Genomic DNA, 23,040 nt, shown 5'->3' on the forward strand with positions numbered 1-23,040 from the left:
TACGCCCCTAGTACTTCACGGTGAAGGAGGCGCCGAAAGTCCGCGTCTGGCCCGGGAAGCGCACGACCACGTTGGCGTTGCTGCTCACCGCCGACCAGTAATATTCGTCGGTCAGATTGCGGCCCCAGACCGAGACCTCCCAGCGGTCGTCGCTGGAATGCAGGCCCAGGCTGGCGTTCAGCGTGCCGTATTCCGGGATGGCGAACAGCGGGTTGCCCTCCAGGTCGGCGTGGGATTCCGCCTGGTAGCGACCATTGATCGCCGCCTGCAGCCCCAGCTTGTCATTGAGGTCGTGGCGGTACAGCAGGGTCATGCTGCCCTGAAACTTGGGGCTGTAGAGGAAGGGCTTGCCGTCGAAGCTGGCGCTTTTCCCCGCCGCGTTGATCCCGACATAGTCCTGCACCTCGGTGTGCAGCCAGGTGCCCGAGGCGATGGCGGTGAACTCCGAGTTGATCTTCCAGGTGACGTCCCCGTCCAGCCCGTAAGCCATGGACTTGGGCACGTTGGCGAGACGCGCCAGCGCCGTGTAGATCGGGTCGGCGAAGTAGACGCTGAGCTGCTTGTCCTCGTAGTCGTAGTAAAACACCGAGGCGTTGGCCTGGACCCGGCGGTCGAACAGGGCCGCCTTGAAGCCGGCCTCATAGGCCAGCAGCAGCTCCTGTGACGCCGGGGCGTCCTGGGTGGAGATGTTCGCCGCATTGATCGGGGTCACCCCGGCCTTGGCGCCGCGCGAGACCGAGGCATAGGCCAGCAGGTTGTCGGTGGGCGTCCAGTTCAGGGCCACCCGCCAGGCGAAGTTGTCCTCATTGAGCTGCGAGGTCACCAGGCCGAAGCGGTGGGTGGCGGGATCGAAGGTGTTGCAATCACCCTGGGAGATCGGGGCCACCAGCCCGTGGACCGCCGAGAACAGGAAGCGGTTGGTGATGTTCACGTTCGGCAACATGTTGCCGTTGAAGTCCCGCGAACAGCCGGCGAAGTCCTGCTTGTCCTTGGTGTAGCGCAGGCCCGTCGTCAGCTTGAACTGGTCATTGATCTGCCAGTCGGCGTTGGCGAACACGCTCTGGGTGGTGGTCTTGATGTCGCCCTGGTCGCGATAGGTGCGGAAAGCCTGGCTGGCCTGCAGGGCGGTATAGCCGCCGGAGTTGAACGGCGTCAGCAGCAGGCTGTTGGTATAGAACCGGATGGTGCCGACATTGGCGTTGTCGCCCAGCAGGGTGCGGTTTGAGTCGAGCAGCGTGTCCTTGCCGACATAGACCCCCACCAGCCAGTTGACGCTGTCGGTCTCGCCTTCCAGCCGCAACTCCTCGGCGATCGAGCGGATCTTGCCGGCGGCCTTCTGGACCAGGATTTCGTAGGGCGCGCCGCTCCAGTCGAAGGTCGCGTCGCGGGTGAAGGTGTTGTAGTTACTCAGCGAAACCAGCCGTAGGTGTTCGCCCAGGTCGTAGGCGATCCGCAGCTTCACCGCCTTGAACTCGTTGTTTTCCCGCAGCGGATCGCCGATCCCCAGGCCCGTCCCGACGTCGGTGGCGCGCCGGCCGTAGGGCGCCCAGTCGGCCTGGGTGGCGTCGGTCGGCATGTGGGTGGCGATGTAGGTCACGAGGCCGGCGGCATTGAACGGGCTCGCCGCCGTCGCCGGGGTGAAGCCGATGCCCTGGGCGGCCACGGTGTCGGACTTGTTCTTCCAGGCGGTCACCGAGGCGTCGACGCTAAGCGACTCCGACGGCTGCAGGGCCAGCGAGGCGCGGAAGCCGTAGCGATGAACCTCGCCCAGCTTCTCGCCGCGGGTATTGCTCTCCTGCCAGCCCTCATCGCTGTCGTCGGTGCGGAAGGCGAAGCGGACCTGGACCCCCTCGGCCAGCGGGCCGCTCACATAGCCCTCGAAATTGTGGGTGCGATAGTTGCCGACCTCGGCGGTGAGACCCGCCTGGAATTCCTCGGTGGGCTTGTTGGTGACGAAGTCGATCAGGCCCGCTGTGGTGTTGCGGCCGTAGAGCGTGCCCTGCGGGCCCTTGAGCACCTCGACCCGCTCCAGGTCCATCATCGGCCCGGTGTTCATCATCGGATAGGCGTAGGCGACCTCGTCGACATAGGTGCCGACCGTCGAGGTGGCCGAGAGGTTGATGGTGTTGAAGCCGATCCCGCGCAGGGTGTAGGTCGGCACGCCCTGATAGCTCTGCGAGACGCTGAAGCTGGGGACCACGCTGGCCAGGTCCTTGACCGTGGTGACGTGCAGTTCGCGCATCTGCTCGCCGCGGAAGGCCTGGATGGCCATGCCGATGGTGTTGACGCTCTCCTCACGCCGGTTGGCGGTGACCACCAGGGTCTCGATGGTGGTGTCGTCGGCGCCCTGGGCCATGGCCGGGGCATAGGCGCCCAGCGCCGCGGTGGAAACGCTCATGGCCAGCATGGCGCGCAGCGTGGAAATCTTAGTCATGGCCTCGTCCCTCCCGAAGTGCGGACGCCTTCTGTCGGGCGTCCGTCATGGTGGTGAGGCTCGCCAAGACGGGCTCGTCGCACAAGCTATCGAAGCTGATAGGGTCCGTAGCGGAAGGCTCAGAGACCGAGGACGAGACGGGCCATGATGTCCCGCTGGATCTCGTTGGACCCGCCATAGATCGAGGCGGCGCGGTCGTTCAGATATCGGGCCGTGGTGGTCAGGGAATGCTCCGGCCCCACCCAGTCGAGATTGGACCCCGGGGCGCGGGCCTCGATCTGGTCGACGGCGGCGTAGGGGCCGGCGGCTTCCAGGGCCAATTCGTCGATCATCTGCAGGGTCTCGGTCCCCTGCGTCTTCAGCATCGAGGAGGCGGGCCCCGGGTTGTTGCCCGCCGCCAGGGCCGCCATCACGCGGTGCTCGGTCATCTCCACCGCCTCCAGGGCGCAGCCCGCGCGGGCCAGCTTGGCGCGGAAGGCGGGATCGCCGATCAGGCCTTCAGTCCTGGCTATGGTGATCACCGCGTCCAGGGCGATCTTCAGTCCCGGCGCGGAACTGCCGCCGCGCTCGAACTCCAGCAGATACTTGGCCACCGTCCAGCCGGCGTTCTCCGCCCCGATGCGGCCGCTCTTCGGCACGCGGACCTGATCGAAGAACACCTGGTTGACCTCGTGCTCCCCGGCCAGGGTGACGATGGGCGCCACGGAAATCCCCGGGCTGGTCATGTCCAGCAGCAGGAAGGTGATCCCGGCCTGAGGCTTGCCGCCCGCGGTGGTCCGCACCAGGCAGAACATGCGGTTGGCCCAGTGGGCATGGGTGGTCCACAGCTTGGTCCCGGTCAGAACATAGTCGTCGCCGTCGGACACCGCGCTCAGCGCCAGGGCGGCCAGGTCGGACCCGGCCTGGGGTTCGGAATAGCCCTGGCACCAATAGTCCTCGCCCGAGAGGATGCGCGGCAGGTAGTGCGCCTTCTGCTCCGGCGTGCCGTGTCCCATGATCACTGGCCCCACCATGCGCAGGCCCATGGGGGCGAGGCTGGGCGCATGCGCCCGCGCGCACTCGGCCGCGAAGATCGCCCGCTGCATGACGCCCCAGCCGGGACCGCCATGTTCCACCGGCCAGGAGGGCGCCGCCCAACCGCGGGCGTGGAGGATCTTCTGCCAGGCCAGGCTGAAACGCTTGTCCATGAAGACGCTGGTGGCGCGCTTGCCGGCCTGTCGCAGTTCCGGCGTCAGGACCTGGGCCAGAAACCCGCGCACCTCGGCCTGGAAGGCGAGTTCGTCGGCGCTGAGGTCGAGATTCATCGGGCGGCCCTCCCGCGCCCCGTTCGGCGCGTCTGCAGGCTTGCGAAATCGGACGACGCGCACAAGCTATCGTCAGTGATAGCTTGCCCGGCATGGACGCTCAGATGACCGAGATCGACGGCTACGCCCACGAGGTCGCCCGCCTGGGCGCCGAGATCGGCCTGCCGTTCATCGCGGTGAGCGCCGACTTCTCCAATCCCGAGCCCGTGCTGGGGGGCGACGGCCGCCCCTACGCCGAGTCCCTGTTCCGCTGGGTCGATCCGACCCTGGAATACTGGAAGGATCGGGGCTTTGCCTTGCGCACGCCCTTCGTCCTGGCCGCCCGTTATGTGTCCGAGCCCTTCTATTACGCCGAAGGGGTCTTCGCGACCTGGCGGCCCGTGCCCCAGCTGACGGCCATCAGCGTCGACCGCTCGGCGCGCGATCATGGGGTGGCCGGCGCCATCATCGCGCCGACCTACCTGCCCGGCGGCCTTATCGGCGCCGTGGTCTGGGCGACCCCCGACCCCGCGGTTCCCGTGGCGCGGATCTTCGAGGCTCACGCCCCGAACCTGCATGCCGCAGCGCTGAAGTTCATCGCCGCCTACAATGACGCGGAAGGTGCCACGCCCCAGGCCGACGCGCCACGCCTGACCCGGCGCGAGATCCAGTGCCTGAAGTGGGCCGCCGCCGGGAAGACCGACGCCGACATCGGGGAGCTGATCCACATCTCGGCCCCGACGGTCCGCTTCCACCTGAAGAACGCCGCCCAGAAGCTGCGGGTGGTGGGCCGTTCCCAGGCGGTGCGCGAGGCCGCGGCCCTTGGCTATGTGGGCGGCGGCCACAACCCTGCCCGGCCACACGTCTAGGCGCCATGGTTCGCGCCATCCTCCCGTGGGCCCTGGTTCTCGCCGCCGGCGCCTTTGCGCTGCAGTGGCTGGAATACAGGTTCCTGGCCCGCGCGTTTTCCTTGGAGATCTACATCGCCCTGATCGGCCTGGCCTTCGCGGCCGGCGGCCTATGGGTCGGCTGGAGGCTCAACGCCCGCAAGCACCCTGCCCCCTTCGAGCTCAACACCGCCGCCGTGACCTCGCTTGGCCTCACTCGCCAGGAGGTGAAGGTTCTGGAGCGGCTGGCGGCCGGGCAGTCGAACAAGGAGATCGCCCGCACCCTGGGGGTCTCGCCCAATACGGTGAAGACCCACGCCGGCAACCTGTTCGCCAAACTGGAGGTCAGCCGCCGCACCCAGGCGGTGCGCAAGGCCCGCGACCTGCACCTGCTGCCCTGAGCCAGGGGGAGCCGCCGCACGATTTCACCCTTTTGGGCGATGGCCGGAAGCGGGGCGGCGGCGCATCCTCACACCCATAAGCCAAGGGGAGCCAACACCATGACCCGCACCATCCTGACCTACGGCCTGATCTCGGGCGTGGTCGCCATCACCGGCATCGTCACCAGCATCATGCTGGCCCCCGATGGCCACGGCAGCATGCTGGTGGGCTACCTGATCATGCTGGTGGCCCTGTCCTCGATCCTGGTGGCGGTGAAGCAGTATCGGGACGGTGTGTTGGGCGGCGTCATCAGGTTCCGCACCGCCTTCCTGATGGGGCTGGGCATCGCGGTGGTGGCGTCGCTGGCCTATGTCGCCGGGTGGGAGGCCTATCTCGCGGCGACCGGCTACCGGTTCATGCCGGAGATGGTGGCCGAAACCCTGGCCGCCAAGCGGGCCGCCGGCGTCACCGGCGCAGAATACGCGAAGGTCGCCGCGGAAATGCAGGCCATGGCTCGCGCCTATGAAAACCCGCTCTACCGCATGCCGATGACCGCCGCGGAGATCTTCCCGGTGGGCCTGCTGGTGGCCCTGGTCAGCGCGGGCCTGCTGCGGATGCCCGGCTTCCTGCCGGCCCGCTCACGCCCGGCCTGACAACAGCGCCTGGACGCTGGCCAGGTCCTGGACGATGTGGCCGAGCGACTTGTAGGCGGTGATCTGCTCGACCGACTGGCGGCCCGCGATAGCGCCCGACAGCACCTGGCCGATCTCTCCCACCACGTGGTCATCCCTGACCCGGCCCGAAGCCCTGGCGTTCAGGAACTCCGCGCCCTGCGCCAAGACGCCCTCGCGGCTGTCGGCGATGAACCGGCAGGCGGCCACCAGGTCCTCGTCCACCTCCACGGGGCCCGGTCGGCTCGAGCCGACCAGGTTGAGATGGGTTCCTGGAGCGACCCAGACACCCTTCAGGATCGGCTCCTGGGCTCCGCTGACCGTGCAGATGATGTCGGCCTGGGCGACCGCGCTCTCAACCTCCACGGACGCCACCACCGGCAGTCCGGTCTCGGCGGCCATGCGCGCGGCGAAGGCCCCGGCCCGCTCCGGCGAGCGGCCCCAGACGGTGACATGGTCGATGGGGCGGACATGGCGCAGGGCGCGGAGGTGAGTTTCGGCCTGCTCTCCATAGCCGAGGATCGCCAGGCGGCGCGCCTCGGGCCGGGCCAGGGCGCCGGTGGCCACGGCGCTGGCCGCCGCCGTGCGGATCGCGGTGACCTCGCCGGCATGGGCCACGCAGATCGGCGCGCCGCTGTCGGGATCAAACAGGATCACCACCCCCTGGTGAGACGGCTGACCGAGGGCGAAGTTCTCCGGAAAGATGCTGATCAGCTTGGCCCCGAAGGCGCCTCGCTCCCCAAGCGCACCCGGCATGATCCCGAACATCCGGCCGTCGGCGAGTGGGATGATGGACCGCAGATGCTGCCGCGTCTGCCCGCTTGAAAGCGCGATCATCGCCGCGCGCACGATGGGAATGGCGACCTCATAGGTCAGCCGTTCCCGCACCTCGTCCTGATCGATCAGCCGCATGGAGACCCTTATCGGGTCAAGGGCGGCCCGATGGAAGCGGTCCGCGGATTTCGTCGCCGGCCGCTGCGGTGCGAATAGGCACCGCGGGGAACAGGGCTCCCCGCGGCGCCTTGCCAAGCCTATTTCGGCCCGGCGCAGGTTTCGGGGCGCAGGACGCAGCCCTTGGGGATCTTGCCCTTGTCGGCAGTCTTGGCTTCGGCGCCGCTGCCGCCGTCATAGGGACCGGGGCTGCCGTCGCCGAGGGTCTTGTCCTTGATGGTCTTGGCCGGGCCGGGGAAGGTCGGACCCGTCGAGGTCAGCGGGATCTTGACCGTGGTTTGCCGCGGAATCCGGCACGCAACCTTGCCGCTGTGGGTCATCTTGGTCCCACCAACCTTGGTGCAATCGTCCTGGAATTTTTGCATCAAGTGAAGGCACAACTGCGGATCCTCCACCTCCACCTTCGAGAGGGTGCACTTCTCGGAGGGCAGGTACTCGAACTTGAACGGCGGCTCGGCGCTGGCGGGCGCGGCGAGGAGGAAGGGCCCTGCGATCAGCAGCGCGGCGGCGAGAAGTTTTCTCATGGATCGATCCCTGTGATTTGTGCGGCCCTCGGGCCCGCTCGGTGTCCCGTTGAGAGGTCGTTGCGGCGGCCCGGAGGGTTCAATGAAATCGTCAGTCCGGTCTCCCGGGTCAGTCGAGTTTCAGGACGTCGCCGCGCTCCGGCGGTTGGCCACTGACCAGCACGGCGGTCGAGACACGCTCGCGCACCTGCTCGATGCGGATGGCGCCGATCGGCTGCATCTCGACATCCAGCACGACGCCGGTGGAGGGATCGGTGAGCACGCGCCCCTTGCGATAGACACGCAGCGGCGTCCCCGGCTGAACGCTGCGGTCGGCGCCGGCGTTGACATAGATCGTCGGTCCGCTGGACTCGATCACCAGGGCTGACCAGGGCACATTTCGCATGCTGGCCGCGATCAGTTCGACGGCCTTGGCGATGGCGTCCTCGCCGGCCTTGCCGATGGGCGTCGCGCGGAACCGGCCGGCATTGGCCGAGGCTCCGGTGTTTGAATCCACCAGTGTGGCGTCGATCGCCGAGGACGACGCCGAGCCCTGCGCCTTTGAGGTGGAGATCACCTGCCCCGTGGCGGCGTCCACCAGCCGCAGGGAGATTTCCATCACGGCCTTCTGGCTCTTCAGACCCGCGCGCGCGGCGAAGATCGAGCCCATCGGCAGGCCCCCGACCCCGAGGCTGGAGCCGCCGGCGTTGGCCTCGTATTTCGTCACCGTGCCGCGCACGACAGCACTGGCCGCGATCAGGGCCGTGGAATCGGCGCCGCCGGTCTTCTCCACCACCACGAAGCGCCCATCGCGGGTCAGGGCGTCGGTCAACATCGCGGTCATGCCGTCGGCGGTCACGGTCCCGCCCACCGCGTCGGCGGCCTGGAAGGTGTCCACCGAGACCGTCTTCTTCAGCCCGTCATAGGCGCCGACGCTCTGGGCGGCGGCCGGCCCGGCCAGGACCAGGCTCGCGGCCAGGGCCACGGCGGTTAGTTTAGAAGGCCTCATGATCAATCCCACCCCTTGGCCTGCATGGCCTTGTGCCAAGGTCGTGGCGACCGGGCGATGGGTTCAAAGGCGGCGGATCTTTCGTTGCGCAGGCGTCATAGCAACCGGCCGAGCAGCTGGACAATCTCCGTCTGCCCCTGCGCGCCGGTCTTGCGCGCGATGCTCTGCAGGTGATTGCGCGCGGTGTTGTGCGCCATCCGCGCATTGGCCGCCGCCTGCTCAAGGCCCGCGCATCGGACCAACTCGATGGCCAGGTCGGCCTCGCGGTCGGTCAACCCGAACACCGCGCCGAGCGTCGCCCGCGAGGGCAGCGCAACGTCGGCCAAGTCCTGCAGATGGACCACACACCCGACCGCATGACCGGACAGAAACCGTTCGGTGGGGGGCGCCGGCATGACGGAGACGACGTAGGGCCGCTTCCCGGACGGGCGAGTGATGAGGACACGCCCCCCAGGACTCCCCGCGCCGCGCGCCGCGTCCAGGGCGCCGTGGACAAGCTGCTGCAGGCGTCGTGTCTCGGGCCGCCGGCGCGCGACAAAGCCCTCTTGGGTGAGCGCCAGACCGTCGTCTGCCAGCAGGATGGCCTGGGCCGCGTCATTAATGAAGGTGGCGCCGCCCGCCAGGTTGAGCAGGATCATGCCCTCGACCTTGCGGGACACGGCCTCCAGCAAGGCCGCTTGGGTCGCCGCCCCGGTTTCCAGCACATGACCGAGGGCGCAGGCCTGCTCAAGATGGGGCGCCACCCGGCGCCAGGCCTCGATGGCGGCCTCCGTGGCGTGACCCTGGCTCATGGAGGTGAGCACCGCCGCGGCGGCGAAGACGTCGTTGGGCAGGCGCAGCATGACGCCCAGGCTGTAACTGATCCCGATGGCGTCCGCGGCGGCCCGACACCAGCGATCCCGAGCCATCTCCTCCACATCGTACAGCATGTGGTCATAGTAGATGCTGCCCGGAGGCGCGTTGTAGAGATAGGGCGTCCGCGGATCGTTGGCGTGGATCTCGCCGGAATAGTATTCCAACGCCGTATCGACCGGCCGGCCGTAGACCTCCAGCGAGATCGGGGCGTGTTGGCAGTCGAAGACGTTCAGCACCGTCGCGGCGCCGCCAAACAGCGCGTTGACCTGCCCAAGGCTATCGCGCCAGGTGATTTCGCCCATCGCGGCCGCATAGAAGCCGCTCACCAGCCGATCATGATCACCTTGATTGAGCACTTCATCCCCCCAGATGAGTTGCGTCGAACGGTGAGCCAGGCCCCCTCGCCTGGTCCGAACAGACTAGTCATGACAGGCGCCTCTTCCCGCCCCAAGCCCTAAAGAAAAACGGGGATATATTTCAGGCGGGAACAAGGTCAGCCCACGGGCGAGCCGATGTTCCGGGGCACGCTATGCTGACGAAAGAGGCGCTTTCTCAGATCGCAGCGGGGGACCGGGCGGCCTTCACGCAACTCTACTTGCACGCGAAACCTTCCCTCATCCGATACGCCGCTGCGTTGTTGGCGGGTGATGTCGACGCCGCCATGGATGTGGTGGATGAGGCGTTCCTCAACATCTGGCGCGAGGCGGGGCGCTACACCGGCGACGGCAGCGCCGATGGCTGGATTCGGCGCATCGTCCGCAACAAGGCCATCGACTGGCTGCGCAGCCGCCGCGAGCGGCCCCTGCCCACCGATGGTGACCGCGGCTTTGCGCATCGCCAGGCCGATGAAGCCGATACGCCCGAAGCGACCGCTGAGAAAACCTCCGCCGCCGATGAACTTCGCCGGGCCTTGGCGCGACTAAGTCCTCAGCACAGGGAGGTCGTCTGGCTTTGCTATTTCGAAGATCGGTCGTTGTCGGAGATCGCGGTCATCGCGGGTTGTCCGGAAAACACCGTCAAGACCCGGCTGTTTCACGCCCGGCGATTGCTTCGAGGCCAGTTGGAGCGGCTGCAGACGAACTGAGGCGCGAGCATGGATGGCGACGAAGCTGATGACGAACGTTCGGCGCTGGCCCTGCTGCTCCCCTTCTATGTGAACGGAACCCTCCCCCAATCTGAGCGGGCGCGGATCGAGACGGCCCTGGCGGCCGATCCCGACCTGCGCGCTGAACTTGAGGCGGTCCGCGACATCGCCGACCTGGTCCGCCGCGGCGGCGCTGAGATCGCCGGGCCGGTCGCCACCCCGGAGCGCCTGGACGCCCTGCTGAGGCGGATCGACGCCGACGCCCCACGCCCCGGCCTGCGCCGCCTGATCCCAGGCCGACGGGCACAGGCCCCGAGCGCCCGGATTGGCGCGCCGGCACGGGTCTGGAAGCGGGCCTTTGCCGCCGCCTTGGCCCTTGCGGTCATTCAGTCCGGCGTCCTGGCCTACCAGGCGCAGAGCCCGAAGACCTATGCCAGCCTCGGCGGACCCGAGCCTTCGAAACCCGCCGTCAGGCGCCTGCTGCTGCGGCTCGACCCCGATGCGAGCTGGGCCCAGATCGAGGCGCTGCTGGAAGTCCACGACCTGACACTGTCGGGCGGCCCGCGCGGCGGCGCCATCGAGGTCGACGTCCCCGCCGACGCCGACAGCGCCGAACTGGTCGCCACCCTGCGGGCCTCGCGCCTGGTGACCTTCGCCGGGGTGGTCAACTGATGCGCCCTGGCCTGCTGATCCTGGCGGCGCTCCTGCCCCTGACGCCTCCGCCTGTCCTGGCGCGCGAGAACCCCTCCCCTGCAATCGAACTGGCCCAGATTGATCCTCGACCGGGTGGCGGAGGAGCAACGCGGGGCCCCGACCGTTCCGGTCCGAGCTTCACGCCAAGCATCTCCCTCAGCTTCACCCTGCCGGCCCGCAAGCCCCGCGACCCCGGCGAGGCGGCGCGCGACGCGACGCTGCCCGAGATCTCGCCCGACACGGTGGTCATCGTCCTGTGGGACGACAAGGCCGACCCCAAGGCGATCGCGGGCCAGGGTGGGGTGATGTTGATCGAGGCTGTTCGGCTGGAGAGCCTGCGCCGGGTGATGGTGGCCGCGGCCCTGTCTCCGGGCGACACCCCCGACGCCGCGATCCTGCGCCTCAGCCGGCTGCCCGGCGTCGCCTGGGCCCAGCCCAACCATGTGTATCAGGGCATGGGCGCGGCCGCCTGGCCCAGGGGTTTGGATCTGCAGGGCCTGACCCGCGCGGAGATCACAAAGCCCGCAAGCGGTCTGGTGGCGATGATCGATACCCCGGTGGCTCTGGACCATGAGGTGTTCGCCGGCGCCGCCGTGCAGCAACGGCTGTTCGCCGGAACCTCGACACCGGGGGCACACGGCACGGCGGTCGCCGCCCTGATGGTCGGGCGCGGGCCAATCCCCGGCAGCGGCGCGGGCGCTCGTCTGGTCAGCCTGGCGGCCTTCCAGCCCGCGGTCGGCGAAGCCCCGCCGCTTTCCCAGACCCGCACCCTGGCCAAGGCGCTGGAGGCCGCGGCGCTGCTGCGGCCCAATGTGCTGAACCTGTCGTTCGGCGGGCCGCCCGACCGCCTGCTGGAGGCCATGATCGGCGCATTGGATCTCAAGGGCGTCTGCGTCGTCGCCGCCGCGGGCAATGGCGGCAAGAACGGTCGCATCCCCTTCCCGGCCTCGCACCCCGCGGTCCTTGGCGTCACCGCCGTGGACGACCGCCTGCGGATCTATCCCTTCGCCACGCCAGGTCCCCAGGTCGATGTGGCGGCGACCGGCGTCGATCTGACGACGCCTGCCCCTGGCGGATACCGTCAGGTCTCGGGCACCTCCTTCGCCGCCGCCCTGGTCTCCGGCGCCCTGCTGCGCACGCCGGCCTGCGCCACGTCCCGCAATCCCGGAGCCATGCGGGCCGCCGTCGCCGCAGCCGCCAAGGACCTTGGTCCCGCGGGCCGCGATGATGTCTACGGCGCGGGCCTCTTCCGCCTGCCGCGATAGCAGAGAGACGCGCCCACCTCCCGACCGTTACGGGACATTGGCTCAAAGGCGTCGGCGCGGCACAGCACGGCGACCGGCTGACCGTCGACCAGCCCCTCGATGCGACAGGTCAGAACCTCCAGGACGTCATATCGGTGGGCGTTGGTGGAGGGCTTGGTCTCCGGGTGCGGCAGGTAGATCAGGCCAGGATAGTCGCGGCCCGCATAGGTGAGCCGGCAGCGGACGAAGGAGAAGGTCTCAGGCGCGATACGCCCCGATCCCGTCAACCCCGCCGTCCAGTCGACATCCGTGACTGTGATGTCGGGCGCCGCGCGTCGCAGCCCATAGCCAAGCTCGACATTGATGGTCCCCCACACCAGTCCAGGAACCTCAGCCGCCAGATCCAGACCCGCCGCCCGGAAGAAGGGCGCCTGCAACTTCACCGTGCTCGCGGGAAACGGATTGCCCGGCTGGCCGACCGAGCCACCCGAGGCCATCTGGAACCCACGGCCCACCCGCCCTTGATGCAGGGTCTGTGGCCCATCATCGCCCACCGGCATCTGCACCTCGTCCTGTGGCCGACCCTGTGTCAGAAATTGCAGCATGTCAGGCCCACAGCTCGCCCCGCAAGTCCCCGCCCCCGTCGTGGTGGTGATGGGCGTATCCGGGGTGGGCAAATCGACCCTGATGGCGGCCCTGGCCGCGCGCCTGGGCTGGGCGCAGCTGGACGGCGACGACCTGCACCCTGCGGCCAATGTGGAAAAGATGCGGCGCGGCGAGCCGCTGACCGACGCAGATCGCGCCCCCTGGCTTGCGGCCGTGCGGCGCTGGATCGACGAGCGCCGCGCGCAGAGCACGCCGTGCGTGCTGGCCTGCTCGGCGCTGAAGCGGAGCTACCGGGAGAGCCTTCGAACCGGGCGGCCGGGCCTGCGGTTCGTCTGGCTGACCGGCGACCGCGAGGTGCTGCATCGGCGGCTGGCCGAACGTACCGGACACTTCGCTGGCCCCCAGATACTGGACAGCCAACTCGCGACCCTGGAGCCGCCCAGGGACGAGGGTGACGTCATCTCTGTCGACGTCACCCTGCCCACCGAGCTCCAGGTGGACCGGGTCCTACAGACGCTGGGCCTCAAGACCTGGTCCGCGCCGGCCTGACCTCCAGCCCATCCAGAAAGGCCTCCAGCCCGAAGGCGAAGGCCGCGTCGGACCCGGCGTTCTCGCTGCGGGCCGAACCAGGGCGCGGACCCGGAAGGGTCTTAGAGACCTGATCCGGCGCCGGGTTGAGGGAAGCCTGAGGCTCCAAAGCGGTCCCGGTAAGCGGCGGGACTGAGACCGAGGCGCTGGCGGAAGTGATGACGCAAGGTGGTCGCCGCGCCAAAGCCGCTCTCGGCTGCGACCTGCTCTACGCTGAGATCGGTGGTTTCCAGCAGGTCGCGGGCGCGATCCACCTTGGCCGCCACGAGCCAGGCCCCCGGGGCGACCCCGGTGGTCTCCCTGAAGCGACGGATGAAGGTCCGCTCGCTCATCGCCGCGCGCGCCGCCAGTTGCTGGAGGCTTGGCGAGGCCTGGGGCTCCTCCTGCAGTTCGGCGATCAGCTGCGACAGCCTGCCCCCAGCCCTGGGGGCCAGCGGGCGCTCGATGAACTGCGCCTGGCCGCCCGGTGCGGCGCGATCACCAGCCGGCGCGCCACCTGATTGGCGACCCGCGCCCCGAAGTCGCGCCTCCCCAGGTGGAGACAAGGGTCCAACCCCGCGGCGCTGCCGGCGCTGGGCAGGACATCGGCGCCCTTCCAGCCAGGCACCACCACCGTCCCGCCAACCTGCAGGGCTTTGCGGCGGCCGAAGGTCTGGCTGAGGTGCTGGCCTTGCTCAGACGGCGATTGCGTCCGCCTGAGGTTGGCCCGACTCGACCGCCTCGGCGATGGCCTGGAACAGCTTGGTCGCGTCGATCGGCTTGGCGACAAATCCGTCCATCCCGGCGGACAGGTACTCGGCTGTCTGATGGGACATGGCGTTGGCGGTCAGGGCGATGATCGGGGTCCGCGCCCGGCCGGCGCGGGCCTCCTCGGCGCGGATCGCTCCCGTCGCCGTGGGGCCGTCCATGACGGGCATCTGGACGTCCATCAGGATGAGGTCCCAGTCATGCTCGCGCCAGGCTTCGAGGGCCTGTTGGCCATCCCCCACCACGAGGGCGTCGATGCCAACCTGTTGGAGTAAGGTCTTCAAGACCAGTTGATTGACAGAGTTGTCCTCCGCCGCCAGGACGCGCAATGGCCGTTCGGCCTCCAAGATGGGGGCGCCGCCGCTCTCCACCACTGGCGGCGCAAGGCGTTCGTCGCCGATCCGCTCGAGGGGAAGCACCACGCGGAACGTCGAACCCTGCCCCTCCACGCTTGTGACCGTGATCGCGCCGCCCAGCAGTTCGGCCAGTTGCCGGCAGATGGCCAATCCGAGGCCCGTGCCACCAAATCGCCGCGTGGTGGAGGCGTCGGCCTGCACGAACTTCTGGAACAACCGGTCCAGCACCTCAGGCGCCATGCCTAGGCCCGTGTCGGAGACCTCGATCACCACGTCCTCGCGCGCCCTCGACACCGCCAGGCGAACCTCTCCGGCGTCGGTGAACTTCAGGGCGTTGGAGACCAGGTTGTAAAGGATCTGCCGCAGCCGCGTGGGGTCCGACGCATAGCGGCCGCGCGCCTCCGGCGCGATGGCCAGGACCAGGGCCACCGCCTTGCGCTCGGAGATGCCCGAGAACGCGTCATGGGCGCTGGTGACCAGGCTGGCCAGGTCGAACTCGGCCATTTCCAGTTCGAGCTTTCCCGCCTCGATCTTCGAGAGATCAAGGACATCGTTGAGAATGGCCAACAGGGTTTCGCCCGACTGCCGGATCACCCCCAGCCGTTCCCGCTGCGGCGGCGAAAGTTCCTCGGCCGCCATGACCTGAGCCATGCCCAGCACGCCGTTCAGGGGGGTGCGAATCTCATGGCTGATGGTGGCCAGGAAGCTGCTCTTGGCGCGGTTGGCGGCTTCGGCCTCCTCCTTGGCCTGCAGCAGCAGGGCTTCAGAAGCTTTCCGCTCGGTGATGTTCTGCATCGCCCCGATCAGGCGGCTGGGGTTGCCGTCTGCGTCGCGGATGAGCTTGACCGTGCAATTGGCCCACACCTCTTTGCCGTCCGTCCGGTTGATCCGGTACTCCGGTCGGAAAGGCAGATCGTGCTCTACCGCGTGGGTCCATTCCTCGCCGATCCGGGCGCGATCGCGCGGATCGATGGTGATGTTGGTGTCCCGGATGAAGGCGTTGGTGTCGACGTCTTGGTCGAAGAAGGTCTCGGTGGCCCCGTCAGTCTCCAAGGTCATCGTCGTGTAGTCGATCTCCCAGACGTGCAGGTCGGCGATCTCCACAGCGAGTTTCAGCCGCTGCTCAGAACGACCGGTGCGCTCCAGAGCCTCCACCATCTCGGTGATGTCCAGGGCGGCCACGATGACCCCGCTAACCTCTCCCTGAGCGTTGCGCCAGGGAGTCAACTCGGCGCGCAAGAAACGCACCGCGTCGTTGGTCCCCGGGCTGGGGACCCGATCGCCATGCACCCTCTCACCGGCGAGACATCGCTCGTAGGCGCGGCGGAAGGGTTCAAAATAGCCGGGCGCGATGTCGAAGATGCTGCGTCCGCGGGCCTCCGCAAGCGTCAAGCCGAAGGTCTCTAGCCAAAGCGGACTGGCCTGCAGGACGCGCAACTCGCGATCAGACACCATCAGGGAAGCAGGCACCGCCTTGACGAAGGCCGACAGGACCGACTGGGTCTCCTCAAGCTCCAGCGCGCCGCGCTGACGGAAGCACTCGTCGGCGACGAACTCCGCGAGCTGCTCCAGCATCCGCAGCTTGGCGGGGTCGAAGATCTTGGCATGCAGGCCCACCACAGACAGCACGCCGATCACCGCGCCGTCCCGACCAAGGATCGGCACGCCGAGATAGAACCGCAGATGTCCGCCTCCCGCCACGAGACCATGGTTGGCTGACAGAGGATGCTGGGTCAGGTCCTCGACCCATAGCGGCGCGCCCGAGCCGATCACCTGCTCGGCCAGCACACTGGTCTTGGGAAGCCGCCCTTCCGGGTCGCGGGTACGCCACATACGCCCCTGGTGGACGATGGCCAGGGCGGCGGCATAGCCGTCGAACATCGCCACAGCCAAGTCGGTTGCGCGCTCGAAGACCGGCTGAGAACTCGCCAGGCCGAAGGCCAGCCCGCGCGGCGGAGTTAGATTTGCCGGCACCCTTACGCCATCCCTTCCCAATTCTCAGCAAGTCTATGATCAGGATCATTAATTCGGCGTTCATCCGACCGGTGGACCGGCTGCAGCGCGTTGTCGCAGCGCGTCAGCAGCCTGCGGGACGCCATCCTATTCGGCGCCGTGACGATGATGACCCGTGGCGCGCGGCGCCCTAAGGGTGGAGCCCTCTTGAACGCCCAGGAACCGAGACCCCGATGAGTGACCCTGCCGCCCCGCGCCCCGAAACCCTGGCCATCCACGCCGGCGCCACGCCCGATCCCACCACCAAGGCGCGGATCACGCCGATCTATCAGACGGCGTCCTATGTCTTCGACGATAGCGACCACGCTGCGGCGTTGTTCAACCTGGAGGCCGGCGGCAACATCTATACCCGTCTCGGCAACCCGACCCAGTCGGTGCTGGAGGCCCGGGTGAGCGCGCTCGAGGGCGGGGTCGCGGGCCTGGCGGTGGCCAGCGGCCATGCGGCCCAGTTCCTGGTGTTCCACACCCTGATGGAGCCCGGCTGCAACATCGTCGCGTCGCGCAAGCTCTATGGCGGCTCCATCAACCAGCTCTCGCAGAGCTTCAAGAAGATGGGCTGGGGCGTCACCTTCATCGACACCGACGACGCCGCCGACTACGCCAAGGCGATCAATGACAAGACCCGCGCGGTGTTCATCGAGTCCATCGCCAACCCCGGCGGCGTGGTCTCCGATATCGCCGCCATCGCCGACGCCGCCCACGCCGCGGGCGTGCCCTTGGTGGTCGATAACACCCTGGCCTCGCCCTATCTCTGCCAGCCCTTCGCCCACGGCGCCGACATCGTGGTCCACTCCCTGACCAAGTTCCTCGGCGGCCACGGCAATTCCATCGGCGGCATGATCGTCGACAGCGGCCGCTTCGACTGGGCGGCCGGCGGCAAGTACCCCTACCTCTCGACGCCCAATCCCAGCTACCACGGCAAGGTCTTCACCGAAGCCTTTGGCCCGGCCGCCTTCATCGTCGCTTGCCGCGCGCTCGGCCTGCGCGACCTCGGGCCCGCCATCTCGCCCTTCAACGCCTTCATGATCCTCACCGGGATCGAGACCTTGCCGTTGCGGATGGATCGGCACTGCCAGAACGCCCTGGCCGTCGCGCAATGGCTGCAGGCCCACCCCAAGGTGGCCTGGGTCTCCTATGCCGGCCTGGCGGGCGACCGCTATCACGCCCTGGCCCAGCGCTACGCGCCCAAGGGCGCCGGGGCGGTGTTCACCTTCGGCCTGAAGGACGGCTACGCCGCGGGCGTGAAGCTGGTGAGTTCGGTCAAGCTGTTCTCCCACCTGGCCAATATCGGCGACACCCGCAGCCTGATCATCCACCCCTCCTCCACCACACACCGTCAATTGGAGGAAGCCGCCCAGATCGTCGCCGGCGCTGGGCCCGACGTGGTGCGGCTGTCGGTGGGTCTGGAGCACATCGACGACATCATCGCCGACCTGGACCAGGCGCTGGCGGGACTCTGATCCGGCCCGGCGGGACGGCGGGCCTAGGCCTCGTCGTCCTGCAGGACCTGGAGCACCTGGGCGGCGACGGAGACGGCGATCACCTCCGGGGCGCGGCCGTGGAGTTCGGGGATGCCGATGGGGCATTGCAGGCGCGCGATCTGCTCCCCGGAAAGCCCGGCCGCCGTCAGGCTGGCGAGGATCTCGTCGCGCTTCTTGCGGGAGCCGATCATGCCGCAGTAGCGGAACCGGCCCGCCGACAGCACCGCCTGGGCGACCCGTCCGTCCAGCTCGTGGCTGGCGCTGGCGATCAGGGCGTAGTCGCCCTCGTCCAGGCAACCGGCCACCTCCACCAGCTCATCCTCGGTCAGGATGGTGGCGTGGTCAGCGTTATGGGGCCGGGTGTCATAGGCCTCCACCTCAAAGGGCAGCAGGGCGAACTGGCGGGCGAAGGCGGAGCCGGCCGGACCCGCGCCGAAGATCGCCAGGCGCGGTCGGCGGGGCGGTATGGTCATCGCGCGCGCCCCGCCTTCAACCCTATTCCGCGAGCATCATGGCCGGGCGGGCGGCCTGGGCCAGGCGGCTGACCAGGGCCTCGTACTGCGCCCAGAGCGCCTTGGGCATGTGGGCGCCGAACTTCTCGTAAGCCGGCGGGATCAGGGCCGCCTCCTCCTGCCAGACCGCCGGATCGACGGTGAGCAGCAGGTCGAGCTGGGCGTCCGAGAGGGTCAGGCCCGACAGGTCCAGGCTTTCCACGGTCGGCACGCGGCCGATCGGGGTGTCGGTGGCGGCGGCCTCGCCGTCCAGGCGCTGGGCGATCCACTTCAGGACCCGGCTGTTCTCGCCGTAGCCCGGCCAGACGAACTTGCCCTTCTCGTCCTTGCGGAACCAGTTGACGAAGTAGATGCGGGGCAGCTTCGAGGCGTCAGCCTTGGCGCCCATCTTCAGCCAGTGATCGAAATAGTCGCCCATGTTGTAGCGGCAGAACGGCAGCATGGCGAAAGGATCGCGGCGCAGCTCGCCGATCTTGTTCTCCGCCGCCGCCGTGCCTTCCGAGGCCACGTTGGAGGCCAGGAAGACGCCGTGGGCCCAGTCGAAGGCTTCGGTCACCAGCGGCACGGCGCTGGCCCGGCGGCCGCCAAACAGGATGGCCGAGATCGGCACGCCCTTGGGGTCTTCCCACTCCGGCGCGATCACTGGGCACTGGGCCGCGGGCACCGTGAAGCGGGCGTTGGGGTGGGCGGCCGGTTCGCCGCTCTCGGGCGACCAGGGACGACCCTTCCAGTCGGTGAGGTTTTCGGGCGGTGTGTCGGTGAGCCCTTCCCACCAGACGTCGCCGTCGGCGGTGAGCGCCACATTGGTGAAGACGCTGTTGGAATGCAGCGAGTCCACGGCGTTCTTGTTGGTCTCCACGCCCGTGCCCGGCGCCACGCCGAAGAAGCCGGCCTCCGGGTTGATCGCGTAGAGCCGGCCATCGTCGCCGAAACGCATCCAGCAGATGTCGTCGCCGATCGTCTCGGCCTTCCAGCCGGGCAGCGTCGGTTGCAGCATGGCCATGTTGGTCTTGCCGCAGGCGCTGGGGAAGGCCGCGGCGATATAGCGGGCGACGCCTTGCGGCGAGGTCAGCTTGAGGATCAGCATGTGCTCAGCGAACCAGCCCTCGTCGCGGGCCATCACCGAGGCGATGCGCAGGGCGAAGCACTTCTTGCCCAGCAAGGCGTTGCCGCCGTAGCCCGAGCCGTAGGACCAGATCTCCCGGCTTTCGGGGAAGTGGACGATGTACTTGATCTCGTTGCAGGGCCAGGCGACGTCGGCCTGACCGTCGGCCAGCGGCATGCCCACAGAATGCAGGGCGGGCACGAAGAAGCCGTCCTCACCGAGTTCCTGCAGGGCGCCGGCGCCCATGCGGGTCATGACACGCATGGAGATGGCCACATAGGCGCTGTCGGTGATCTCCACGCCCAGCTGGCTGATCTTGGAGCCCAGCGGGCCCATGCTGAAGGGGGCCACATACATGGTGCGGCCCTTCATGCAGCCCTTGAACAGGTCCTGCAGGTCGGCGCGCATCTCGGTGGGGTCGAGCCAGTTGTTGGTGGGGCCGGCGTCGTCTTCCTTCTCCGAGCAGATGAAGGTGCGGCTCTCGACCCGGGCGACGTCGCGGGGATCGGACGCGGCGAAGAAGGAGTTGGGGCGCTTGGCCGGGTTCAGCGGCTTCAGGGTGCCGCCGGCCACCAGTTCGGAAGTCAGCGCGGTCCATTCCGCTTCGGATCCGTCGCACCAGTGGACGCGGTCAGGCTGGGTCAGGGCCGCGGTCTGCTCCACCCAGGCGATGAGCTTGGCGTGTTTGGTCGGTGCGGGGAAAAGCCCCGGAATAGACGTGGTGGCGGTCAAAGCAGAAACTCCCAGCCGGCCCCGGGCGCTTCAGCGCCCCAAGATGGGTCCGATCCCTAATGAACCAAATTCTAAATGGCGAGAGCGCCAAAGCAAAAGCGGCGCCGAAATCTGTTGTTAAGCCGCCTCTTACGCAGGGTCAGCCGCAAATGGCCACCCTTTTTGAGGTTTATAAATATGACAAAATGACGGTTACCAGACGCAGGATTTACAGGAGCTGCGCCGGCATCACGAGTCTCTCCGGCGAATGACACCGGTGTCTTGACTGCTCTGCCGCCGATACGAAAACGGCGCGGCGTTCTCACGCCGCGCCGTCCAATCGTTTAGCGAAGGCTGTCGGCTACCACTTGTAGCTCAGGCGGCTGTAGAGGAAGCGGCCGTTGAAGCCGAAGGGCGAGTAGCCCGGGAAGCCGATCGACCCCGTGGCGCCATTGATGCTGGTGGGCGTCGAGCGGGGATACTCGTCGAGGATGTTGTTGGCGCCCAGCGCCAGCGTCACGCCCATGGGGAAGGTGTAACGCCCCTCCAGGTCCACCAGGGTGGCGCGGCCGGTGCCGATGTCGAAGGCCGGGTTGTTGCTGGGCGACAGCACGCCGTCATAGTCGGTGACCTTGGTGCTGATGGCCAGGTTGTTGCGGGTCCAGTCGGCCCCGAACACCAGCTTGCGTTCCGGCGTGCCCTCTTCGTAGCTCAGGCGATTGGCCCGATCGAACAGGAAGGCCGGCTGCGGCAGGGCCGACAGGGTCGGCAGGGCCGGGGTCTTGGTCACCTCGGTGGAATTGAAGTTGGCCGCCGCGGTCAGGTCCAGGCGGCTGTCGCCCAGGTCGAAGCGATAGCGGGCCACCACGTCGACGCCCTTGGTGGTGGTGTCCACCCCGTTGATGAAGAAGCGCGCGGCGCTGACGCCGAACGGGGTCAGCAGGGCGGTGATCGCCGCCGAGGTCGCCGCCGGGGTGTTGGTGTTGGGCAGGTTCTCCGACAGGACGATGCGATTTTCCAGGTCGATCTGGTAGGCGTCGACCGTCAGCTCGAAGGCCCCGGCGCGATAGACCATACCGAGCGAGTAGTTGACCGAGGTTTCCGGCTCCAGCGGCTTGGCGCCCAGGGCGCGGGCAACGGGGCTGGACACCGGGAAGGTGCCGACCTCGATCAGCTGGAAGGTCGTGCCCACCAGGACGTTGTTGGTGGAGGTGTAGGTGAAGTACTGCTGCTGCAGGGCCGGGGCCTTGAAGCCGGTGGAGACCGCGCCGCGCAGGGCGAACGCCTCGTTGAAGTCGTAGCGCAGGGCGAGCTTGCCCGTGCCCTTGCCGCCGAAGTCCGAATAGTCCTCGTAGCGGCCGGCGACGTCGAAGCCGAACTTCTCGGTCAGCTTGCCTTCGATGTCGACATAGGCGGCGTAGTTGTGGCGCGAGACGTCCACCTCGTTGGCGGGGCGGAAGCCCGGGAAGCCCTGGGAGACGCCGGCCTTGGTGGGATCGGGACCCACAGTGTAGGAGGCCGCCTCGCCGGCGCCGATCCCGAAGGACTCGTCGCGATACTCAAGACCGCCGGCCACATTGAGCGGCTCGACCAGGCCCACATCGAAGGTGCGCGAGAGGTTCAGGTCGACGATCCACTGGCTGTATTCCAGCGAGCCGGCCTTGAAGGTCCGCGGCGAGGCCGCGCCATAGGAGGCGTTGATCGAGTTGACCACCGTGTAGTCGAGCTCGTTCTTGCCGTAGTTGGCCGACAGGTCGACGTTCCAACCGGCCGCCTCGCCCTTGATCCCACCCTGCAGGGTGATGTCCTTGATCTCGGTTTCGATCTGCGGGAGGAAGCCGCCCGGATAGACCGCCGCCACGTTGTTGGCGTTGTTGTAGGCGCGCGCGGTGGCCGCGGCGTTGGTGTCGCGGTGCTGGTAGCCTGCGAAGCCGTAGACCGACCAGGTGTCGTTCAGGGGCAGGCCGGCATTGGCGAACAGGGTGTAGCTCTCCACCTTCGGGTCGCCGTAGCGGCCGATGATGCGGCCGGCGTTGTAGAGCGGCAGAGCCACGCGGTCGGCATAGTCGGAGCGGTTGGTGGCGTTGCGCTTCACGTATTCGCCCGACACCGTCAGGAAGCCGTCGTCGCCAAGGCCAAAGCCCTGCCAGGCCGCGAAGGACTGGGTGACGCCGTCATGGGCGTCGCGCTTGCCCCGGGCGGTACGCACGGTGGTGTTGTAGACGCCGTAGTTGTAGGTGGCGCCGCCCCCCGAAGCGGCCTCGCGCAGGCGGATGTTCATGACGCCGGCGATGGCGTCGGCGCCGTACTGGGCCGAGGCGCCGTCCCGCAAGACTTCGACCCGGTCGACGGTGACGGTGGGGATGGTGTTGAGGTCGAAGGCCGTCGAGCCGCGGCCAATGGAGCCGTTCACCGCCACCAGGGCCGAGACGTGGCCGCGCATGCCGTTGACCAGGACCAGGGTCTGGTCAGGCGCCAGGCCCCGCAGGGTGGCCGGACGCACGTGATCGGTGCCGTCGGTGATGGCCGGGCGCGGGAAGTCCAGGGCGGGCGTCAGGTTGGCCAGCGCCTGGGCCAGTTCGGTCGACGCGCCCTGACGGCTGATGGCCTCGGCGCCGATGACATCGACGGGGGCCAGGGTGTCCAGCCGCGAGCGGCCGATGGTGCGAGTGCCGGTGACCACCAATTCCTCGACATTGGCCTCACCCGAGGCCGAAACGGAGGTTTGCGCCGTGGCGGCGCCGGCCCAGAGGGCGGCGGCGGAGACAGCGGCGAAGAGCAGAGAGCGGTGGCGCATTTGGAAACCCCAAGTTCATCCGGACAAACCGAATAGTTGTCGGGCTTCTAGTCCCTCTCGCTGCAAGTTGGGGGCGTATTTTTGCAACGCCCGTCAAAATCATTTCGCAGTTGCGATACAGTCAAGCTT

General features: G+C 68.1%; 20 protein-coding genes. 8 read left to right on the forward strand and 12 right to left on the reverse strand.

The features are described from left to right. Positions 1–7: 7 nt before the first annotated feature. Together Q7J39_RS16755 and Q7J39_RS16760 are read right to left on the reverse strand one after the other, a co-directional pair. Positions 8–2,434, reverse strand: coding sequence for a TonB-dependent receptor (locus Q7J39_RS16755; RefSeq protein WP_304827752.1), 2,427 nt, complete (start codon positions 2,432–2,434; stop codon positions 8–10). A 119-nt stretch (positions 2,435–2,553) separates the two neighbouring features. Beyond that, entirely contained in the window at positions 2,554–3,738 is a 1,185-nt protein-coding gene (locus tag Q7J39_RS16760) for an acyl-CoA dehydrogenase family protein (RefSeq protein ID WP_304827754.1), read from the reverse strand. A gap of 104 nt (positions 3,739–3,842) precedes the next feature. Between Q7J39_RS16760 and Q7J39_RS16765 the strand changes: the two genes are divergently transcribed. From Q7J39_RS16765 to Q7J39_RS16775, 3 genes are all read left to right on the forward strand, one after another. Continuing rightward, a complete protein-coding gene (locus Q7J39_RS16765) occupies positions 3,843–4,586 on the forward strand; it encodes a LuxR family transcriptional regulator (RefSeq protein WP_304827756.1) in 744 nt (247 codons plus the stop codon). Between the two features lie 5 nt (positions 4,587–4,591). Beyond that, positions 4,592–5,005, forward strand: coding sequence for a response regulator transcription factor (locus tag Q7J39_RS16770; protein ID WP_304827759.1), 414 nt, complete (start codon positions 4,592–4,594; stop codon positions 5,003–5,005). Between the two features lie 99 nt (positions 5,006–5,104). Further along, a complete protein-coding gene (locus Q7J39_RS16775; RefSeq protein ID WP_304827762.1) occupies positions 5,105–5,638 on the forward strand; it encodes a DUF4199 domain-containing protein in 534 nt (177 codons plus the stop codon). Here Q7J39_RS16775 and Q7J39_RS16780 read toward each other — a convergent pair. From Q7J39_RS16780 to Q7J39_RS16795, 4 genes are all read right to left on the reverse strand, one after another. Continuing rightward, positions 5,624–6,568 carry an ornithine cyclodeaminase family protein gene (locus Q7J39_RS16780; RefSeq protein ID WP_304827765.1) on the reverse strand — a complete coding sequence of 315 codons (945 nt, stop codon included), beginning with the start codon at positions 6,566–6,568 and terminating at the stop codon, positions 5,624–5,626. The genes Q7J39_RS16775 and Q7J39_RS16780 overlap by 15 nt on opposite strands. Positions 6,569–6,687: 119 nt before the next feature. Further along, entirely contained in the window at positions 6,688–7,131 is a 444-nt protein-coding gene (locus Q7J39_RS16785) for a hypothetical protein (RefSeq protein WP_304827768.1), read from the reverse strand. Positions 7,132–7,240: 109 nt separating this feature from the next. Next, positions 7,241–8,119, reverse strand: a complete 879-nt coding sequence (locus Q7J39_RS16790; protein WP_304827771.1) for a CsgG/HfaB family protein — start codon at positions 8,117–8,119, stop codon at positions 7,241–7,243. A gap of 95 nt (positions 8,120–8,214) precedes the next feature. After that, on the reverse strand, positions 8,215–9,300 hold the full coding sequence (locus tag Q7J39_RS16795; protein WP_304827774.1) for a helix-turn-helix transcriptional regulator: 1,086 nt from the start codon (positions 9,298–9,300) through the stop codon (positions 8,215–8,217). Between the two features lie 203 nt (positions 9,301–9,503). Between Q7J39_RS16795 and Q7J39_RS16800 the strand changes: the two genes are divergently transcribed. From Q7J39_RS16800 to Q7J39_RS16810, 3 genes are read left to right on the forward strand one after another with little or no spacing between them, the layout of a single operon-like run. Further along, positions 9,504–10,058: an RNA polymerase sigma factor gene (locus tag Q7J39_RS16800; protein WP_304827777.1), complete on the forward strand. Its 555-nt coding sequence runs from the start codon at positions 9,504–9,506 to the stop codon at positions 10,056–10,058. Positions 10,059–10,067: 9 nt separating this feature from the next. Then, positions 10,068–10,730: a hypothetical protein gene (locus tag Q7J39_RS16805; protein WP_304827780.1), complete on the forward strand. Its 663-nt coding sequence runs from the start codon at positions 10,068–10,070 to the stop codon at positions 10,728–10,730. Beyond that, a complete protein-coding gene (locus Q7J39_RS16810) occupies positions 10,730–12,016 on the forward strand; it encodes a S8 family serine peptidase (RefSeq protein ID WP_304827783.1) in 1,287 nt (428 codons plus the stop codon). The genes Q7J39_RS16805 and Q7J39_RS16810 overlap by 1 nt, the downstream gene beginning before the upstream one ends. Here the strand turns inward: Q7J39_RS16810 and Q7J39_RS16815 are convergent. After that, a complete protein-coding gene (locus tag Q7J39_RS16815; RefSeq protein WP_304827786.1) occupies positions 11,983–12,600 on the reverse strand; it encodes a hypothetical protein in 618 nt (205 codons plus the stop codon). The two genes, Q7J39_RS16810 and Q7J39_RS16815, sit on opposite strands and share 34 nt — an antisense overlap. Here Q7J39_RS16815 and Q7J39_RS16820 point away from each other — a divergent pair. After that, positions 12,599–13,150, forward strand: coding sequence for a gluconokinase (locus tag Q7J39_RS16820; protein WP_304827789.1), 552 nt, complete (start codon positions 12,599–12,601; stop codon positions 13,148–13,150). The genes Q7J39_RS16815 and Q7J39_RS16820 overlap by 2 nt on opposite strands. A 101-nt stretch (positions 13,151–13,251) precedes the next feature. Here the strand turns inward: Q7J39_RS16820 and Q7J39_RS16825 are convergent, their stop codons facing one another. Continuing rightward, complete coding sequence (locus Q7J39_RS16825) at positions 13,252–13,734, reverse strand: helix-turn-helix domain-containing protein (RefSeq protein WP_304827791.1); 483 nt, start codon at positions 13,732–13,734, stop codon at positions 13,252–13,254. 129 nt (positions 13,735–13,863) lie between these two features. Then, a complete protein-coding gene (locus tag Q7J39_RS16830) occupies positions 13,864–16,266 on the reverse strand; it encodes an ATP-binding protein (RefSeq protein WP_304827794.1) in 2,403 nt (800 codons plus the stop codon). 212 nt (positions 16,267–16,478) lie between these two features. Here Q7J39_RS16830 and Q7J39_RS16835 point away from each other — a divergent pair, with 212 nt between their 5' ends. Then, positions 16,479–17,765, forward strand: a complete 1,287-nt coding sequence (locus Q7J39_RS16835; RefSeq protein ID WP_304827797.1) for an O-acetylhomoserine aminocarboxypropyltransferase — start codon at positions 16,479–16,481, stop codon at positions 17,763–17,765. A gap of 23 nt (positions 17,766–17,788) precedes the next feature. On the opposite strand, the gene Q7J39_RS16840 is transcribed toward Q7J39_RS16835, so the two are convergent. From Q7J39_RS16840 to Q7J39_RS16850, 3 genes are all read right to left on the reverse strand, one after another. Further along, a complete protein-coding gene (locus tag Q7J39_RS16840; protein ID WP_304827800.1) occupies positions 17,789–18,259 on the reverse strand; it encodes an XdhC family protein in 471 nt (156 codons plus the stop codon). Between the two features lie 22 nt (positions 18,260–18,281). Then, positions 18,282–20,135 carry a phosphoenolpyruvate carboxykinase (GTP) gene (locus Q7J39_RS16845; protein WP_304827803.1) on the reverse strand — a complete coding sequence of 618 codons (1,854 nt, stop codon included), beginning with the start codon at positions 20,133–20,135 and terminating at the stop codon, positions 18,282–18,284. A gap of 340 nt (positions 20,136–20,475) precedes the next feature. Further along, positions 20,476–22,911: a TonB-dependent siderophore receptor gene (locus Q7J39_RS16850; protein WP_304827808.1), complete on the reverse strand. Its 2,436-nt coding sequence runs from the start codon at positions 22,909–22,911 to the stop codon at positions 20,476–20,478. Positions 22,912–23,040: the final 129 nt, after the last annotated feature.

The sequence above is a fragment of the Phenylobacterium sp. genome (assembly GCF_030651185.1).
Classification (GTDB): domain Bacteria; phylum Pseudomonadota; class Alphaproteobacteria; order Caulobacterales; family Caulobacteraceae; genus Phenylobacterium.

Excerpts from the sequence above, each read along its gene's own strand:
- Q7J39_RS16755 (WP_304827752.1), bottom strand. The coding sequence starts at position 2,434 with ATGACTAAGATTTCCACGCTGCGCGCCATGCTGGCCATGAGCGTTTCC.
- Q7J39_RS16760 (WP_304827754.1), bottom strand. The coding sequence starts at position 3,738 with ATGAATCTCGACCTCAGCGCCGACGAACTCGCCTTCCAGGCCGAGGTG.
- Q7J39_RS16765 (WP_304827756.1), top strand. The coding sequence starts at position 3,843 with ATGACCGAGATCGACGGCTACGCCCACGAGGTCGCCCGCCTGGGCGCC.
- Q7J39_RS16770 (WP_304827759.1), top strand. The coding sequence starts at position 4,592 with ATGGTTCGCGCCATCCTCCCGTGGGCCCTGGTTCTCGCCGCCGGCGCC.
- Q7J39_RS16775 (WP_304827762.1), top strand. The coding sequence starts at position 5,105 with ATGACCCGCACCATCCTGACCTACGGCCTGATCTCGGGCGTGGTCGCC.
- Q7J39_RS16780 (WP_304827765.1), bottom strand. The coding sequence starts at position 6,568 with ATGCGGCTGATCGATCAGGACGAGGTGCGGGAACGGCTGACCTATGAG.
- Q7J39_RS16785 (WP_304827768.1), bottom strand. The coding sequence starts at position 7,131 with ATGAGAAAACTTCTCGCCGCCGCGCTGCTGATCGCAGGGCCCTTCCTC.
- Q7J39_RS16790 (WP_304827771.1), bottom strand. The coding sequence starts at position 8,119 with ATGAGGCCTTCTAAACTAACCGCCGTGGCCCTGGCCGCGAGCCTGGTC.
- Q7J39_RS16800 (WP_304827777.1), top strand. The coding sequence starts at position 9,504 with ATGCTGACGAAAGAGGCGCTTTCTCAGATCGCAGCGGGGGACCGGGCG.
- Q7J39_RS16805 (WP_304827780.1), top strand. The coding sequence starts at position 10,068 with ATGGATGGCGACGAAGCTGATGACGAACGTTCGGCGCTGGCCCTGCTG.
- Q7J39_RS16810 (WP_304827783.1), top strand. The coding sequence starts at position 10,730 with ATGCGCCCTGGCCTGCTGATCCTGGCGGCGCTCCTGCCCCTGACGCCT.
- Q7J39_RS16820 (WP_304827789.1), top strand. The coding sequence starts at position 12,599 with ATGTCAGGCCCACAGCTCGCCCCGCAAGTCCCCGCCCCCGTCGTGGTG.
- Q7J39_RS16815 (WP_304827786.1), bottom strand. The coding sequence starts at position 12,600 with ATGCTGCAATTTCTGACACAGGGTCGGCCACAGGACGAGGTGCAGATG.
- Q7J39_RS16835 (WP_304827797.1), top strand. The coding sequence starts at position 16,479 with ATGAGTGACCCTGCCGCCCCGCGCCCCGAAACCCTGGCCATCCACGCC.
- Q7J39_RS16840 (WP_304827800.1), bottom strand. The coding sequence starts at position 18,259 with ATGACCATACCGCCCCGCCGACCGCGCCTGGCGATCTTCGGCGCGGGT.
- Q7J39_RS16850 (WP_304827808.1), bottom strand. The coding sequence starts at position 22,911 with ATGCGCCACCGCTCTCTGCTCTTCGCCGCTGTCTCCGCCGCCGCCCTC.